The organism is Amycolatopsis ruanii (assembly GCF_003385175.1).
GTDB lineage: Bacteria > Actinomycetota > Actinomycetes > Mycobacteriales > Pseudonocardiaceae > Amycolatopsis_E > Amycolatopsis_E thermalba.
In genome coordinates this window covers 42444-59290 of the sequence record NZ_PQHY01000016.1, presented here as the reverse complement: position 1 = coordinate 59290, position 16847 = coordinate 42444, and the positions used below count along the sequence as shown (strand labels likewise).

General features: G+C 73.8%; 17 protein-coding genes. 15 read left to right on the top strand and 2 right to left on the bottom strand.

The annotated features are described in order from the left end of the window. Positions 1-94: 94 nt before the first annotated feature. Together D0D28_RS11575 and D0D28_RS36695 are read right to left on the bottom strand one after the other, a co-directional pair. Complete coding sequence (locus tag D0D28_RS11575) at positions 95-1135, bottom strand: PucR family transcriptional regulator (RefSeq protein ID WP_240323173.1); 1041 nt, start codon at positions 1133-1135, stop codon at positions 95-97. Between the two features lie 47 nt (positions 1136-1182). Further along, positions 1183-1569 (bottom strand): PucR family transcriptional regulator ligand-binding domain-containing protein, encoded by a 387-nt coding sequence (locus tag D0D28_RS36695; RefSeq protein WP_240323172.1) that lies wholly within the window; start codon positions 1567-1569, stop codon positions 1183-1185. On the opposite strand from D0D28_RS36695, the gene uraD reads away from it, so the two are divergent. From uraD to alc, 15 genes are all read left to right on the top strand, one after another. Then, positions 1544-2257 carry a 2-oxo-4-hydroxy-4-carboxy-5-ureidoimidazoline decarboxylase gene (uraD, locus tag D0D28_RS11570; protein ID WP_346009478.1) on the top strand — a complete coding sequence of 238 codons (714 nt, stop codon included), beginning with the start codon at positions 1544-1546 and terminating at the stop codon, positions 2255-2257. The genes D0D28_RS36695 and uraD overlap by 26 nt on opposite strands. Then, the gene (gene uraH, locus D0D28_RS11565) at positions 2254-2568 is read left to right on the top strand and encodes a hydroxyisourate hydrolase (RefSeq protein WP_116110580.1); all 315 of its coding nucleotides are present in this window, start codon (positions 2254-2256) and stop codon (positions 2566-2568) included. Before uraD ends, uraH begins: the two co-directional genes overlap by 4 nt. Positions 2569-2593: 25 nt before the next feature. Further along, positions 2594-3469 carry a factor-independent urate hydroxylase gene (pucL, locus tag D0D28_RS11560; RefSeq protein WP_116110579.1) on the top strand — a complete coding sequence of 292 codons (876 nt, stop codon included), beginning with the start codon at positions 2594-2596 and terminating at the stop codon, positions 3467-3469. 12 nt (positions 3470-3481) lie between these two features. After that, positions 3482-4354 (top strand): FAD binding domain-containing protein, encoded by an 873-nt coding sequence (locus D0D28_RS11555; RefSeq protein ID WP_116110578.1) that lies wholly within the window; start codon positions 3482-3484, stop codon positions 4352-4354. Next, a complete protein-coding gene (locus D0D28_RS11550) occupies positions 4345-4830 on the top strand; it encodes a (2Fe-2S)-binding protein (protein WP_116110577.1) in 486 nt (161 codons plus the stop codon). The genes D0D28_RS11555 and D0D28_RS11550 overlap by 10 nt, the downstream gene beginning before the upstream one ends. Further along, positions 4827-7136 carry a xanthine dehydrogenase subunit D gene (gene pucD / locus D0D28_RS11545; RefSeq protein ID WP_116110576.1) on the top strand — a complete coding sequence of 770 codons (2310 nt, stop codon included), beginning with the start codon at positions 4827-4829 and terminating at the stop codon, positions 7134-7136. The genes D0D28_RS11550 and pucD overlap by 4 nt, the downstream gene beginning before the upstream one ends. 54 nt (positions 7137-7190) lie before the next feature. Then, positions 7191-7673, top strand: coding sequence for a nucleoside deaminase (locus D0D28_RS11540; RefSeq protein WP_116110575.1), 483 nt, complete (start codon positions 7191-7193; stop codon positions 7671-7673). A 190-nt stretch (positions 7674-7863) separates the two neighbouring features. Next, the gene (locus D0D28_RS11535; RefSeq protein WP_116110574.1) at positions 7864-9303 is read left to right on the top strand and encodes an NCS2 family permease; all 1440 of its coding nucleotides are present in this window, start codon (positions 7864-7866) and stop codon (positions 9301-9303) included. 11 nt (positions 9304-9314) lie between these two features. Then, the gene (locus tag D0D28_RS11530; RefSeq protein ID WP_116110573.1) at positions 9315-9695 is read left to right on the top strand and encodes an allophanate hydrolase-related protein; all 381 of its coding nucleotides are present in this window, start codon (positions 9315-9317) and stop codon (positions 9693-9695) included. Then, positions 9692-10513 carry a hydroxypyruvate isomerase family protein gene (locus tag D0D28_RS11525; RefSeq protein ID WP_116110572.1) on the top strand — a complete coding sequence of 274 codons (822 nt, stop codon included), beginning with the start codon at positions 9692-9694 and terminating at the stop codon, positions 10511-10513. Before D0D28_RS11530 ends, D0D28_RS11525 begins: the two co-directional genes overlap by 4 nt. Positions 10514-10546: 33 nt before the next feature. After that, positions 10547-11422 (top strand): 2-hydroxy-3-oxopropionate reductase, encoded by an 876-nt coding sequence (locus tag D0D28_RS11520; protein WP_116110571.1) that lies wholly within the window; start codon positions 10547-10549, stop codon positions 11420-11422. A 52-nt stretch (positions 11423-11474) separates the two neighbouring features. Then, a complete protein-coding gene (gene gcl, locus D0D28_RS11515; protein WP_116110570.1) occupies positions 11475-13187 on the top strand; it encodes a glyoxylate carboligase in 1713 nt (570 codons plus the stop codon). Beyond that, a complete protein-coding gene (locus D0D28_RS11510) occupies positions 13184-14290 on the top strand; it encodes a glycerate kinase (protein ID WP_116110569.1) in 1107 nt (368 codons plus the stop codon). Before gcl ends, D0D28_RS11510 begins: the two co-directional genes overlap by 4 nt. After that, complete coding sequence (allB, locus tag D0D28_RS11505; RefSeq protein WP_116110568.1) at positions 14287-15606, top strand: allantoinase AllB; 1320 nt, start codon at positions 14287-14289, stop codon at positions 15604-15606. The genes D0D28_RS11510 and allB overlap by 4 nt, the downstream gene beginning before the upstream one ends. Then, positions 15603-16721: an allantoicase gene (gene alc / locus D0D28_RS11500; protein ID WP_116110567.1), complete on the top strand. Its 1119-nt coding sequence runs from the start codon at positions 15603-15605 to the stop codon at positions 16719-16721. Before allB ends, alc begins: the two co-directional genes overlap by 4 nt. Positions 16722-16847 lie beyond the last annotated feature (126 nt).

Below are 16847 nucleotides of genomic sequence, written 5' to 3'. Positions count from 1 at the left end.
GAATGCATCCGGGCCGGCCGGTGATCCGTCCGCCGAGTCGCTGGCCGTCCGGCCGCCGCTGCAGCGCCGGCTCGTGATCCACCTCAGGCCGCGGTCAGGGCTGGTCGAGCGCCAGGTAGAGGTCCACGCGGTCGGCGAACCGGGTCAGGTCGCGGCGGGTCAGTTCGCCGATCTTGCCGATCCGGTACCGCAGCGTGTTGACGTGCACGTGCAGCTCCGCCGCGGTCTGGGCCCACGAGCCGGAGTTGTCCAGGAACACCCGCAGGGTGTGGACCAGCTCCGACCGGTGCTCCTCGTCGTAGGCGAGGAGCGGGCCGAGGACCCGGGCGCGGAACGAGCGGCGCAGCTCGCCCGGGACGGCGGCCAGCAACAGCAGGTGTGAGGCCACCTCGTCACCGGCCACGACCTTCGCCCGCGCCTCCGACAGCTCCGCGAGCCGGCGGGCCTGCCGGGCCTCCTGCACCGCCGCGCGCAGGCCTCCCGAGTCGGGCGCGTGGCTGATCCCCACGGCCAGCCCGGCGGAGCCCAGCGCCGGTTCGATGACGCCCACCGCGTCGCGCACCGCGGCGGCCAGCGTGTCGTCCTCGCCCGGTGCGCAGCCCGCCAGCAGCCCGAACACCTCGCCGTCCACCACCCCGACCAGCGTGGCGGACTGCACCGGCGCCACCAGCTCCTCGGCGATCACCGACGCCAGCCCCGGCCCGCCGCCGCGCACCCGCACCGACAGCGCGGCGATCGGCTCGGCGGGCCGGAACTCCGCGGCCACCAGCCGGGAGTCGATCTCCGCCTGGGTGCCGTGCTCGGACAGTGCCAGCCGCAGCAACGGCTCGGCCGCCCGGTTCTCGATGCGCTTGGCGTCGTCCAACCGGGACCGTTCGACGCCGACCAGCGTCGCGAACTCCGTCGCGATCTCGTGCCGGTCCCGCTCCCACGACCGGTGGTCCCCGGCCACCACGAGGAACCAGCTCGCCACCCGGTGACCGGCCTTGCTCGCCGCGGGCAGCAGCGACACCGGCCCGCCCGGGCGGGACACCACCCGGGGCAGCCGGTCCGCCAGCAGGAACCGGCGGGCCAGCGCGGTCGGATCCGCCAGCTCCCCGGTGCCGGCCACCACCCGGCCGGTCGAGGTCAGCACCCAGCAGCCGGCGCCCAGCTCCGCCGCCCCCGCCTCGACCAGCGCCGTCAGCCCGCCCGTTCGGCCGCCAGGCCCAGGATCGCCCGCTCGGAGATCGTGGCGAACGAGACGGTGACCGGCACCTCGAACAACGGCAGCCGGTGCGTGCGGCACGCGTTGACCACGTAGTCCGGCACCGGCCCGCCCACCTCGGCGGTACCGGCGCCCAGCGCCACCACACCCGCCTCGGCCAGGCCGCCGATGAACGCGTCGGCGTCGGCCTGGCCCTGCAGCCACTGCATGCTGGACAGCACCAGCTCACCGCCGTAGAGGTAGCGGCGGGGGTCGCGCAGCGTCGCGGTGAGCACCCGCGTGAACTCGCGATCCACCTGGTCCTCGCCGGCCAACAGGGTCAGCCCGAGGTCGGCGATGTCCAGCAGGGCGTGCAGCCGCACGATGTGGCCTCCCGATCGTCGGACCGCCACTGTGTCCCCGCGGCGGCGCGTCGTCACTTGGAGGAAAGCACAAAAACCGGCCCGTGGGGACCGTCACCTTTCGGCGATTCCGCCGCTGGCCGCTGCCGGACCCCGGAGTGTGTACTGCTTCACAGTTCAGCCGGAGCAGACGAGGAGGTGGCCGGTGCTCCAGCAATTCCACGCACTGCCGGCCGAGGAGGCCGAGCGTGAGCTGCGGGCCTGCTGCGCCGCGCGGGACTGGGCCGCGCAGGTCGCGGCCGGCCGCCCCTACGCCGACGTGGACGCGGTGTGCGCGGCGGCCGACGCGGCCCTGGCCGATCTGGACTGGGCGGGGATCACCGAGGCGCTGGCCGCGCACCCCCGCATCGGCGACCGGGCCGGCGGCACCGGCCGGGAGGCGGCGTGGTCGCGCCAGGAGCAGGAGGCCGCGGCCACCGGCGACGAGGCGGTCCGGCGGGAACTCGCCGAGGCGAACGCGGAGTACGAGCGCCGCTTCGGCCGGGTGTTCCTGATCTGCGCCGCCGGGCTGCCCGCCGCGACGATCCTCGGCCGGCTGCGCGAGCGGCTGGGCCACGACGAGGAGACCGAACGGGCCGTGGTGCGCGAGGAGCTGCGCGAGATCGTGCGGCTCCGCGTGCGCCGGTGGCTGGCAGGGGAGACGCGATGAGCCTGTCCACGCACGTCCTCGACGCCGCGCGGGGCCGGCCCGCGGCGGGTGTCGTGGTGCGGCTGGAGCGGCACGACGGTCAGGGCTGGGACCTGCTGGCCGAGGCCCGCACCGACGACGACGGCCGCATCCGCGGCTGGCGCACCGGTCCCGGCACGCACCGGCTGGTGTTCGACACCGGCGGCTACCTCGGCCCGGACGCCTTCTACCCGGAGGCGGTGGTGACCTTCCGGGTCGGCGACCCGGACGAGCACTACCACGTCCCGCTCCTGCTGAGCCCCTTCGCCTTCTCCACCTACCGCGGCAGTTAGACCACAAAGGAGTGTCAGGACAACCATGGGCATCGTTCTCGGCGACAACCAGTACGGCAAGGCGGAGGTCCGGGTCGTGCGGCTCGACCGCGACGGTGAGCGGCACGCCGTCACCGACCTCAACGTCAGCACCACCCTCTCCGGCGACCTGGCCGACACCCACCTCACCGGGGCCAACGACAAGGTGCTGGCCACCGACACGCAGAAGAACACGGTGTTCGCCTTCGCCAGGGACGGGATCGGCGAGATCGAGGACTTCGGCCTGCGGCTGGCGCGGCACTTCGTCGCCACGCAGCCGAGCATCCACCGCGCCCGGGTGGCGATCGAGCGGTTCCCGTGGGCGCGCCTCGACGTCGGCGGTGTCCCGGCCGCGCACTCGTTCGCCCGGTCCGCCGAGGGCACCCGGCTGGCGGTGGTGCACCACGACGGTGAGCGGTCCTGGGTCACCGGCGGCATCCGCGACCTGACCGTGCTCAACTCCACCGACTCGGAGTTCTGGGGTTTCCCCCGCGACCGCTACACCACGCTGGCCGAGACCAAGGACCGCATCCTCGCCACCGCGGTGGCCGCGAGCTGGCGGTTCGGCCGCACCGAGGACGTCGACTGGGCGGGCGCCTACACGACCGCGCGGGCCGCTCTGCTGACCGCCTTCGCCGACACCTACAGCTACTCCCTGCAGCAGACCCTCTACGCGATGGGCGCGCGGGTCCTGGAGCACGTGCCGGAGATCGTCGAGGTGCGGCTGTCGCTGCCGAACAAGCACCACTTCCTCAGCGACCTGTCCGCCTTCGGCCTGGACAACCCGGACGAGGTCTACTACGCCGCCGACCGCCCCTACGGGCTGATCGAGGGGACCGTCCTGCGCGACGACGCCCCCGAACCCGGACTGGCCTGGAGCTGAAGGAGCACCGCGATGGACTTCCTGCGACCGTCCTCGCTCGCCGAGGCGCTGGCCGCGAAGGCCGAACATCCCGGGGCGGTACCGATCGCCGGCGGCACCGACGTCATGGTCGAGATCAACTTCGACCACCGGCGCCCGGACGCGCTGCTCGACCTCGGCCGCGTTCCGGAGCCCGCCCGGCACGGCACCGCCGACGGCCGGATCCGGCTGGGGGCGAGCGTCCCGTACACCCGCATCATCACCGAGCTCGGTCACGTGCTGCCGGGGCTCGCGATGGCGTCGCGCACGGTGGGCTCACCGCAGATCCGCAACCGCGGCGGCGTCGGCGGCAACCTGGGCTCGGCCTCCCCGGCCGGCGACGCGCACCCGGCGCTGCTCGCCGCGGGCGCAGAGGTGGAGATCGCCTCGGTGCGCGGCACCCGGACCGTGGCGGCGGCCGACTTCTACACCGGGGTCAAGCGCAACGTCCTGGAGCCCGACGAGCTGATCACCGCCGTGCACCTGGCCCCGGCCACCGGTCCCCAGCAGTTCAGCAAGGTCGGCACCCGCAACGCGATGGTGATCGCGGTGTGCGCGTTCGGCCTCGCGCTGCACCCGGAGCAGCGGCGGGCCGGCACCGGGCTCGGCTCGGCGGACCGGACCCCGCGCCGGGCCCCGGACGCGGAGGAGTTCCTCGCCGGCGAACTGGACTGGGAGAAGCCGAAACCACTGTCCGACGCGGTGCTGCGCCGTTTCGGGGAGCTGGTCGCCGCGGCGGCCGCCCCCATCGACGACGTCCGGGGCACCGCGAACTACCGCCGGCACGCGCTGGCGGTGCTGGCCCGCCGCACGCTCGGCTGGGCCTGGACCGACTACACGCGAGGGAGCTGGACCGCATGCGCCTGAACGTCACCGTCAACGGCGAGCACCGCCAGGCCGACGACGTCTGGGAGGGGGAGAGCCTGCTGTACGTGCTGCGTGAGCGGCTGGGCCTGCCCGGCTCGAAGAACGCCTGCGAACAGGGCGAATGCGGGTCCTGCACGGTGTACCTGGACGGGGTGCCGGCGTGTGCCTGCCTGGTCGCCGCCGGGCAGGCGGAGGGCCGCGCGGTGCGCACCGTCGAGCGGGTCGCCGAGGCGCACCCGCTCGACGAGGTGCAGCGGTCCTTTGTGGAGCGTGGCGCGGTGCAGTGCGGGTTCTGCACGCCGGGCCTGATCGTCGCCGCGCACGACCTGATCGAGCGCACCGGCTCGCCCGGTGACGCCGAGATCCGCGAGGCGCTGGCCGGGAACCTGTGCCGCTGCACCGGTTACGAGAAGATCCTGGACGCCGTCCGCCTCGCCGCCGAGCGCACGGCCGCCGCGAAGGAGGCCGCGCGGTGACCAAGCCGGCACCGGCCCGCTTCCCGCAGGACCTCACCGACGCCGTCACGGGCGGCGTCGGGGACAGCCCGCTGCGCCCGGACGGCAGGCTGAAGGTCACCGGCCAGTACGCGTACTCGTCCGACCTGTGGCACGAGGACATGCTGTGGGGCGCGACGCTGCGCAGCCCGCACCCGCACGCCCGCATCCGCTCGCTCGACTACAGCGCGGCGCTGGCCCACCCCGGCGTGCACGCCGTGCTGACCCACGAGGACGTGCCGGGCGAAAACGTCTACGGCCTCAAGTACGCCGACACCCCGGTGCTGGCCGCCGACCGGGTCCGCTGCCAGGGGGAACCGGTCGCGCTGGTGGCGGCCGACCACCCGGAGATCGCGCGCCGGGCGCTGAAGAAGATCAAGGTGGACTACGAAGTCCTGGAGCCGATCACCGATCCGGAGCGGGCCGCGCACGACGAGGACTTGCCGGCGCTGCACCCCGACGGCAACCTGGTGCGCTACCAGCGGATCGTCAAGGGCGACCCGGACGCGACCGCCGACGTGGTGGTGTCCGGCGTGTACGAGATCGGCATGCAGGACCAGGCGTTCCTCGGCCCGGAGTCCGGGCTCGCGGTGCCCGACGGCGACGGCGGGGTCGACCTGTACCTGGCGACCCAGTGGCTGCACGTCGACCAGCGGCAGACCGCGCACGCGCTGGGCCTGCCGCTGGAGAAGGTGCGCCTGACCCTGTCCGGCGTCGGCGGCGCGTTCGGCGGCCGCGAGGACCTGTCGATGCAGATCCACGCCTGCATGCTCGCGCTGCGCACCGGCCGCCCGGTGAAGATGTCCTACCACCGCGAGGAGTCGTTCTTCGGCCACGTGCACCGGCACCCGGCGAAGATGTACTACGAGCACGGCGCGACCCGCGACGGGAAGCTGGTCTACGTGCGGGCGCGGCTGTACTTCGACGGCGGACCGTACGCCTCGAAGACGCCGGTGGTCGTCGGCAACGGCACCACGCTGGGCGCCGGGCCGTACGTGGTGCCCAACGCCCGCATCGAGGGCTGGGGCGTGCGCACCAACAACCCCACCTGCGGGGCGATGCGCGGGCTCGGCGCGGTGCAGCCGACCTTCGCCTACGAGTCGCAAATGGACAAGCTCGCCACCGCGCTGGGCATGGACCCGGCGGAGCTGCGCATCCGCAACGCGATGAAAGAGGGCGACACCGGGGTCACCGGGCAGGTCGCGGATTTCCCGGTGGCGGTGGCCGAGCTGGTCCGCCGGGTGCGCGACATGCCGCTGCCGCCGGAGCGCACCGGTCCCGCGGACATCCGGGAGCTGCCCGGTGGCGCGTCCAACACCACCCACGGCGAAGGGGTGGTCCGCGGCATCGGCTACGGCGTGACCATCAAGAACGTCTCCTACGCCGAGGGTCTCGACGACTACTCCACCGCCCGCGTGCGGCTGGAGGTGGCCGGCGGGGAACCGGTGGCGCTGGTGCACACCGCGGCCGCCGAGGTCGGCCAGGGCCTGGTCACCGTGCAGCAGCAGATCGCCAGGACCGAGCTGGGCGTGCAGCGGGTGACGATCCACCCGAACGACACCTCCGTCGGCGACGCCGGGTCCAGCTCGGCGTCCCGGCAGACCTACGTCACCGGCGGCGCGGTCCGCAACGCCTGCCGCGCCGTGGCGGAGTCCGTGTGCGCGCTCGCGGCGAGCAAGTCCGGCCGTCCCGCCGAGGGGCTGACGCTGTCCGGCGGCAAGATCGTCGACGGCCGGGGCGAGGTGATCGCCGACCTGGTGGACGTCCTGGGCACCGACGCCGTCGAGGAGACCCGGGAGTTCCACCACCGGCCCACCGTCCCGCTCGACCCGGAGACCGGCCAGGGCGACGCGCACGTGCAGTGGGCGTTCTCCGCGCACCGGGCCGTCGTGGACGTGGACACCGAGCTGGGCCTGGTCAAGGTCGTGCAGCTGGACTGCGCCCAGGACGTCGGCAAGGCGATCAACCCGGACGCGGTGATCGGCCAGATCCAGGGCGGCTCGGCGCAGGGCCTCGGGCTCGCCGTGATGGAGGAGATCCAGGTCTCCGGCGGCAAGGTGCGCAACCCGTCGTTCACCGACTACCTCATCCCGACCACCCTCGACATGCCCCCGATGCGCATCGAGATCGTCGAGCGGGCCGACCCGCACGCCCCCTACGGCGTGCGCGGGGTCGGGGAACCGCCCACGATCTCCGCGACCCCGGCGATCGCCAACGCGATCCGCGACGCCACGGGACTGGAACTGCCCCGGGTCCCGATCCGGCCGGAACACCTCACCGGCACCTGAGGAACACCACCACCACGAAAACCCCGTGCCCGGCACGGGGGAGGGAGTGCACGCGTGACCGCGATCGTCAGTGTGGAGAAGGAATGGCTGGCCAGGGCCGTCGAGCTGGCCACCGACAACGTCGCCGCCGGCGGCGGGCCGTTCGGCGCCGTGGTCGTCCGCGACGGCGAGATCGTCGCCACCGGGACCAACCAGGTCACCCCGGCGCTGGACCCGACCGCGCACGCCGAGGTCGTCGCGATCCGGGCGGCCTGCCAGGCGCTGGGCGACTTCAAGCTCACCGGCTGCGTGCTGGTGTCGTCCTGCGAACCGTGCCCGATGTGCCTGGCCTCGGCCCTGTGGGCCCGCCTGGACCGGGTGGTCTACGCCGCCGACCGGCACGACGACCACGGCGCCGGCTTCGACGACCGCGCGTTCTACGAGCTGTTCGACCGGCCGCGGGAGTCGTGGACCGTCCCCGTCTCCCGGCTGTCCGAAGTGGACGGATTCGTGCCGTTCGCGGCCTGGCTGGACCGGCCCGACCGCATCGAGTACTGACCCCCCGGCCCGGGAACCCGGGACCGGGAACCGAGTACGGCTTGTCACCGGCGACGAGCGCCCCTCACCGGGCCCCTCGGCGGTGCTGACCGGAGCACCAGAAAAACCCCAATCGTCCCGCTCACCAGGCCCCGCGGCGCCCAGCCCGGGCGGCCCGGCCGAGCACACCCACCGGCAAGGGGAGGACGCCATGACCCAGGCCCCCAGCGACGACCGCGTCGCACCAGCACCCACCGTACCCCGCAGGACGGCGCTCGACCGCTTCTTCGACCTCACCGGCAGGCGGACCACCGTCGGCCGCGAGGTCCGCGGCGGGATCACCACGTTCGTCGCGATGGCCTACATCGTGCTGCTCAACCCGCTCATCCTCGGCGCGTCGGCGGACATCACCGGCGCGAAGCTGAGCGCGGCCCAGGTCACCACGGCGACCGCGCTGGCCGCCGCGGTGACGACCATCCTCATGGGACTGGTCGGCAACGCCCCGCTGGCGCTGGCCGCCGGGCTGGGCATCAACGGCATCGTGGCCTTCCAGATGGCCCCGGCGATGACCTGGGCGCAGGCGTTCGGCCTGGTCGTGCTGGAGGGCGTGTGCATCGTCCTGATGGCCGTCAGCGGGGTGCGGGAACGCATCATGAACGGCATCCCGCCGGCGTTGAAGACGGCCATCACGGTCGGCATCGGGCTCTACATCGCGCTCGTCGGGTTCGTCAGCGCCGGGTTCGTCACGCGCGTCCCGGACGTCGCGGGCTCGTCCGTCCCGGTCCAGCTGGGCCTGAGCGGGCACCTCGCCGGCTGGCCGATCGCGGTGTTCTGCCTGGGCCTGCTGCTGATGGTGGTCCTGGTGTCGCGCAAGGTCCCGGGCGCGGTGCTGATCGGCATCGCGGTCACCACGGTGTTCGCGATCGTGCTGCACGACGGGTTCGGCGTGGGCGGCTGGGGCCGCACCGAGCCGACACTGCCCAGCCAGGTGCTCGCCGCGCCGGACTTCGGGCTGTTCGGGGACGTCGACCTGTTCGGCGGGTTCGTCTCCGCCGGGCCGGTCACCGCGACGGTGTTCCTGTTCACGCTCGTGCTGTCCGGGTTCTTCGACGCGATGGGCACCATCACCAGCGTCTCCGACGAGGCCGGGCTGTCCCGCGACGGCAAGGTGCCCGGCATGGGCCGGATCCTGCTGGTGGACGGGGCGGGCGCGATCGCGGGCGGAGTCACCGGGTCGTCGCCGAACACGGTGTTCCTGGAGTCCGCCGCCGGTGTCGGCGAGGGGGCCCGCACCGGGCTGGCCAGCGTGGTGACCGGGCTGTTGTTCGGGGCGACCCTGCTGTTCACCCCGCTGGCCGGGGTGGTCCCGGCGCAGGCCGCGGCACCGGCGCTGGTCGTGATCGGCGGGATGATGGTGTCGCAGATCCGGCGCGTCCCCTGGCACGACACGGATTTCACCATCCCGGTGTTCCTCACCGCCGCGGTCATCCCGTTCACGTACTCGATCACCAACGGCGTGGGCGCCGGGCTGGTGTCCTACGTCGTCATCCGCATCGGCAAGGGCCGCTGGCCCGGCTGGCTGCTCACCGGGCTGGCCCTGGTGTTCACCGTCTACTTCGGAATCACCGGTGTCGAGAAGCTCTTCGGCTGAAGGAGACAGACATGGCGTTGATGTTCCTCAACGGCGGGGCCATGCGTGGCGAGCCGTTGCACCACCTGCTCGGCGGCGCCCCGCTGGTCGCCGCGACCACCACCGCGCCCAAGTACCGCTTCTACTCCGTCGGCGGTCAGTGCCCGGCGCTGTTCCCGGTCTCGCACGGCGGGGCGGCCATCGCGGGCGAGGTCTACGACGTGCCGATGGACGTGCTGCGCGACCGGGTGCTGCCGTCCGAACCGCACGAGCTGGAGCTCGGCGTGATCGAGCTGGCCGACGGCAGCTCGTCGCTGGCGATGCTGTTGCGCCGCCCCTACACCTCGCACGCGCAGCTGCGCGACATCACCGAGTTCGGCGACTGGCGTGCCTACCAGGAGAAAGCCGCGTGAACCACACCCTGCCCTACGACGTCAACCTGTCCATGCTGTTCACCGAGCTGCCCCTGCTGCAGCGCCCCGCCGCGGCCAAAGCCGCCGGCTTCGACGCGGTCGAGTTCTGGTGGCCCTTCGGCACCGCGGCACCCGGTGACGCCGAGGTGGACCGGTTCGTGGCGGCCGTCCGGGACGCGGGCGTGCGGCTGGTGGGCCTCAACTTCGCGGCGGGCGACCTGCCGGGCGGCGACCGGGGCCTGGTGTCCTGGCCCGCGCGGTCGGCGGAGTTCCGCGAGAACGTGCCGATCGCCGTCGGCATCGCCGAGCAGCTCGGCTGCCGCGCCCTCAACGCCCTCTACGGCAACCGCGTGGCCGGCGCCGACCCGGCCGAACAGGACGCGCTCGCTGCGCAGAACCTCGCCGTGGCCGCGCACGCGGCGGCGCGGATCGGCGCGACCGTGCTGGTCGAACCGGTCAGCGGCGCGCCGCACTACCCGCTGCGGCGGGCCGCGGACGCGCTCGCCGTGATCGACCGCGTCACGCGCGAATCCGGCGCCGGCAACCTCGCGCTGCTGGCCGACCTCTACCACCTGACGGCGAACGGCGACGACCTCGGCGCCGTCATCGCCGAGCACACCGGCCGGATCGGCCACGTGCAGATCGCCGACCACCCCGGACGCCACCAGCCCGGGACCGGCGCCATCGACCTGGACGCCGCGCTCGGCAAGCTCGCCGCCGGCGGCTACACCGGCCACGTCGGCCTGGAGTACCAGCCGTCCGGCACCACCGAGGACAGCCTGGCCTGGCTGCCCCGGGACCGTCGTGCGGCGACCTGAACCATCCCCGACACCGGAACGGAAAACCTGATCATGACCCGTGTGGGATTCGTCGGCCTGGGCATCATGGGTGCCCCCATGGCCCGCAACCTCGTCAAGGCCGGCTTCGCCGTCGCCGGCTACGACCGCAACACCGACGCGGTCGCCAGGGTCGCCGCGAACGGCGGCACCGCGGCCCGGTCGATCGCCGAGGCCGTGCGGGACGCCGAGATCGTCATCACGATGCTGCCCGCCGACCCGCACGTCGAAGACGTCGTGTTCGGCCCCGGCGGGATCGCCGGGCACATCGAGCCCGGGACGCTGTTCATCGACTTCAGCACCGTCAAACCGGAAACGTCGCAACGAGTCGCGCGGCGGTTCGGCGAGCAGGGCGTGCGCGTGCTCGACGCCCCGGTGTCCGGCGGTGAGGCCGGTGCCGTCGACGGCGTGCTGTCCATCATGGTCGGCGGGGCGCAGGCGGACTTCGACGCCGCCAAGCCGGTGTTCGACGCCGTCGGCAAGGTCGCCGCGCTCGTGGGACCGTCCGGCGCGGGCCAGTTCGTCAAGGCGGCCAACCAGCTGGTCGTCGGTGGCACCTACGCGCTGGTGGCCGAGGCGATCGTGCTGATGGAAGCGTCCGGTGTGGACGCCGAGGCCGGGCTCGAGGTGCTGGCCGGCGGCCTGGCCGGCAGCCGGATCCTGGAGCTGAAGCGCAAGTCCATGCTGGCCCGCGACTTCACGCCCGGCTTCCGCATCGACCTGCACCACAAGGACATGGGCATCGTGCTGGACGCCGCCCGGCAGGCCGAGGTGGCCCTGCCCTTCGCCGGCCAGGTCGCCGCCTTCGTCCAGTCCGCCCGCGCCCAGGGCCTCGGCGACGCCGACCACTCGGCGCTGCTCGCCGTCACCGAGCGGCTGTCCGGCCGCTGACGGCCCGCTCCACCAGCCACCACACCCGTCGACAGTCCGAGGAGTCTTTGCCATGCCCAGAATGCCCGCGATGGAAGCGGTCGTCGAAGTCCTCAAGTCCGAGGGCGTGGACGTCGCGTTCGGATGCCCCGGCGCGGCCATCCTGCCGCTGTACCAGGCGATGGAACGCCGGGGCGGCATCGAGCACCTCACGGTCCGGCACGAGGAGGGCGCCACGCACATGGCCGACGGCTGGTCGCGCACCAGCGGCAAGGTCGGCGTCGCGATCGGCACCTCCGGCCCGGCCGGGACCAACATGATCACCGGTCTCTACACCGCGATGGCCGACTCGATCCCGATCCTCGCCATCACCGGCCAGGCGGTGTCGGCCAACCTGCACAAGGAGGCCTTCCAAGCGGTCGACATCGTGCGGATCGCCGAACCGGTCACCAAGTGGGCGGTGCAGGTCAAGGAGGCGGCCACGGCGCCGTGGATCTTCCGCGAGGCGTTCCGGATCGCGCGGTCCGGCCGTCCCGGCCCGGTGCTCGTCGACATCCCCGTCGACGTCGCGCAGGAGATCATCACCTACGACCCGGACATCGACGCGCCGTTCCCGGTCGAGGTGGTGCGGCCGCACCTGCCGCGCGTCGAGCGGGCACTGGACCTGCTGCTGGCCGCGGAGAAACCGCTCATCCTGGCCGGCGGTGGCGTCGTCATCGCCGACGCGGCGCCGGAGCTGCGCGAGCTGGCCGAGTACCTCAACGTCCCGGTGCAGGTCACGCTCATGGGCAAGGGCGCGATCGACGAGGACCACGACCTCTACGCCGGGATGACCGGGGTGCAGACCTCCCAGCGCTACGGCAACGCCTCGATGCTGGAGTGCGACACCGTGCTGGCCGTCGGCGCCCGGTTCGGCGACCGGCACACCGGCAGGCTGGACGTCTACCGGGGCGACCGCACGTTCATCCACGTCGACATCGAGCCGACCCAGATCGGCAAGGTGTTCCCGCCCGATCTGGGCATCGTCTCCGACGCGAAGCTGTTCCTGCGGGCGCTGCTGGACGCGGCGCGGGCGCGGGGCGCCGGTGGCCGCGGCCCGGCCGCCTGGGTCGAGCGGATCGGCGAGCTGAAGGCGACGCTGCGCCGCCGGGAGGACTTCGACACCACCCCGATCAAGGCGCCCCGGGTGTACAAGGAGATCAACGAGGCGTTCGGCCCGGACACCTGGTTCGTCACCGCGATCGGGCTCTACCAGATCTGGGGCGGCCAGCACCAGAAGGCCTACCGGCCCCGGCGCTACCAGGTGTGCGGGCAAGCCGGGCCGCTGGGCTGGGAGATCCCGGCCGCGATCGGCGTGAAGAAGGCGCTGCAGCCGGTCGAGCCGGGGGCCGAGGTCGTCGGCATCGTCGGCGACTACGGCTTCCAGTACCTGGTCGAGGAACTGGCGGTGGCCGCGCAGTACGACGTGCCGTTCGTGCTCATCATGCTCAACAACGAGTACCTGGGCCTGATCCGGCAGGCGTCGATCCCGTACGACATGAACTACCAGGTCGACATCCACTACGACGAGTACGGCTCGGACAACGTCAAGATCATGGAGGCCTACGGCTGCGCCGGGCGGCGGGTGTTCGACCCGGCGGAGATCCGGGACGCGATCGACTGGGCCCGCAAGGAGGCGGTGGCGACCTCCCGCCCGGTGCTCGTGGAGATCATGATCGAGCGCGAGGCCAACACCCCGCACGGGCCCGCGATCGACGCCGTGCGCGAGTTCGAGCCCGCCCCGTGACCGGTCACGTCCTCGTCGCCCCGGACAAGTTCAAGGGCTCGCTGACCGCGGCCGAGGTCGCCGCGGCCGGCGGCGGCGGCCTCGGCGGCGGAGCCCGCACAGTGCCGCTGGCCGACGGCGGCGAGGGCACGGTCGAGGCCGCGGTGTCGGCCGGGTTCCGCCGCGTGCCCGTGACGGTGCACGGCCCGGCCGGGCAGCCGGTCACCGCCGCGTTCGCGGTGCGCGACGGCACCGCCGTGGTGGAGCTGGCCGAGGCGTCCGGGCTGCAGCGGCTGCCCGGACCGCCCGCGCCGCTGACCGCGTCCAGCTTCGGCACCGGTGAGCTGATCGCCGCGGCGGTGTCGGCCGGTTGCCGCCGGATCGTGCTGGGGGTCGGCGGCAGCGCGTGCACCGACGGCGGCGCGGGCCTGCTGTCCGCGCTCGGGGCGAAGCTGCTGGACCGGGACGGCGGCGAACTGGCTCCGGGCGGTGCCGCGCTGCGGGACCTGGACCGGGTCGAGCTGACCGGACTCCACCCGGCACTGGCCGGCGTCGAGTTCGAGCTGGCCGGTGACGTGGACAACCCGCTGCTCGGGCCCACCGGCGCGGCCGCGGTGTACGGGCCGCAGAAGGGCGCGAGCCCCGCCGACGTGGCCGTCCTGGAAGCCGGGCTGCGGCGGTGGTCCGAGGTCGTCGGACCGCGGTGCGCCGGCGCTCCCGGCGCGGGCGCGGCCGGGGGAGTGGGATACGCGGCGCTGGCCGTGCTGGGCGCGCGCCGCCGCCCGGGGGTGCGCGCGCTGATGGACCTGGTCGGCTTCGACGACGCCCTGCGCGGCGCCCGGCTGGTCGTCACCGGCGAGGGGTCGCTGGACGAGCAGACTCTGCACGGCAAGACACCGGCGGGGGTGGCCGGGGCCGGCCGCGCGGCCGGGATCCCCGTCGTGGCCGTGGCCGGGCGGTGCCTGCTGGACGGCGAGCAGCTCGCCGCGGCCGGTATCCGCGCCGCCTACGCCCTCACCGACCTCGAACCCGACCCCGCCCGGTGCATGACCGACGCCGGGCCGCTGCTGCGCCGGCTGGCCGGACGGCTCGCCGCGGACTGGCTGGGAAGGAGTTGCGCATGACCGGCTACGACCTCGTGGTCCGCGCCGACCGGGTGCTGACCCCCGGCGGCGAACGGCCCGCCGCGGTGGCCGTCCGGAACGGGCGGATCGCCGCCGTCACCGGCCGCACCGCGCGGCTGGACACCCGCCTCGACCTGGACCTGGGTGACCTCGCCCTGCTGCCCGGGCTGGTGGACACCCACGTCCACGTCAACGAGCCCGGCCGCACCGAATGGGAGGGGTTCGCCACGGCCACCGCCGCCGCGGCCGCGGGCGGCGTGACCACGATCGTGGACATGCCGCTGAACAGCCTGCCCGCCACGGTGACGGCGGACGCGCTGGCGGTGAAGCGGCGGGCAGCCGACGGGCAGTGCCAGGTCGACGTGGGCTTCTGGGGCGGCGCGATCCCCGGCAACGTGGGCGATCTGGCGGCGCTGCACGAGGCCGGGGTGTTCGGCTTCAAGTGCTTCCTCTCGCCGTCGGGGGTCCCGGAGTTCCCGCCGCTGAGCTGGCCCGAGTTCGACGCCGCCCTGGCCGAGCTGGCGCGGCTGGGCGCGCTGATGATCGTCCACGCCGAGGACGGGGCGCGGCTCGCGGCCGCGCCGGAGGCCGGACCGTCCTATCCGGAATTCCTGGCCTCGCGTCCGGACGAGGTGGAGACCGGCGCGGTGCACGGGCTGATCGAGCGGGCCACGCGCACCGGCGCCCGGGTGCACGTGCTGCACCTGTCCTCGGCGGCGGCCCTGGACCGGTTGGCCGCCGCCCGTCGCGCCGGCACGCCGATCACCGCCGAGACCTGCCCGCACTACCTGACGCTGGCGGCCGAGGCGATCCCGGCCGGGGCGACCGAGTTCAAGTGCTGCCCGCCGATCCGGGACGCGGCGAACCAGGCCCGGCTCTGGCGGGGGCTGGCCGAGGGCGTGATCGACTGCGTGGTGTCCGACCACTCACCGTCCACACCGGACCTCAAACGCGGCGGCTTCGACACGGCGTGGGGCGGGATCGCCTCGCTCCAGCTGGGCCTGCCCGTGGTGTGGACCGAGGCGCGGCGGCGCGGGCACACCCTGGCCGACGTGGTGCGGTGGATGGCGTCCGCGCCCGCCGCGCTCGTCGGGCTGCACCGCAAGGGCCGGATCGCCGAGGGCGCCGACGCCGACCTGGTGGCCTTCGCCCCCGGCGAGGAGGTCACCGTGACCCCGGACGCGCTGCGCCACCGCCACCCGCTGACCCCCTACGCCGGCCTGCGCCTGACCGGGGCGGTCCACCGGGTCTGGCTCCGCGGCCGCGAGGTGGACGGCGAACCGGCCGGAACGTTGTTGACGAGGGAGGAAGCATGACCGCACCGCACGACCCGACGACCCTGCCCGATCTGGCCGCGCGCCCGCACGGCGGCACGGTGATGGCCGCCAGCGACGAGTTCTTCGCGGACAAGGAGAACCTGATCAAGCCGGCGGCGCCGACCTACCAGCCGCACACGTTCACCCCGAAGGGGCAGCAGTACGACGGGTGGGAGACCCGCCGCCGGTTCGGGCGGCGCGGCGGGCACGACTGGGTCCTCGTCCGGCTCGGCGCCCCGGGCGTGGTGCGCGCGATCGACGTGGACACCGCGTTCTTCCTCGGCAACTACCCCGAGCAGTGCCGCATCGAGGGCACCGGCGTGGAGGGCTACCCGAGCCCGGAGGAGCTGGGCCGGGCGGACTGGTTCGAGCTGGTGCCCGCCTCGCCGCTCAAGGGCGGCGAGCACAACGTGTTCGCCGTGCACGCCGAGCGGCGCGTCACCCACGTGCGGCTGCACGCGCTGCCCGACGGTGGCATCGCCCGGCTGCGGGTGCACGGTGAGGTCGTGCCGGACCCCCGCGACCTCGACGCGGTCCCGTTCGACCTGGTGAGCACGCTGCACGGCGGGAGGGTCGTGGAGTGCAGCGACAGTTTCTTCTCCCCGCCGGCCAACATGCTCCAGCCCGGCGAGTCGCGGTTCATGGCCGACGGCTGGGAGACCGGGCGCCGCCGCGACGACGGGCACGACTGGGCCGTGGTCGAGCTGGCGTGCGAGGCCACCCCGCTGGTCGCGGAGATCGCCACCACCCACTACCGGGGCAACAGCCCGGACCGGGTCTCGCTGTCCGGGTCCGCCGGCGGCGAGTGGTTCCCGCTGCTGCCGGAGACGAAGCTGCAGGCCGACACCACCCACCGGTTCCGGCTCGGCGCGCCGCGCCCGGTGACGCGGGTGCGGATCGCCATTCACCCGGACGGTGGCGTGGGCCGGTTCCGCCTCTACGGGCAGCCGACCGAGGCGGCGCGGGAAGCCCTGGCGCGGCGGTGGTTCACGCTGCTGCCGGAATCACAGGCGCTGGCCGTGCTGGCCGAGGCCGGGGTGGGTGGTGCGGAGGCCGGACGCCTGGTCGCCGACCGCGAACACGCGCCGCTGGACGTGCTGCTGGGGAAGGGGTGAGATGGCGGTCCGGATCGCGTGGCGCCCGGTCCGGCCGCGGAACCGCGGGGTGCCGCACCGGCTGTTCCGGATCTGGTGGCGTATGACGGATCGTTGACGGTCGTAGCGTTCGCGTGCTACTCATCC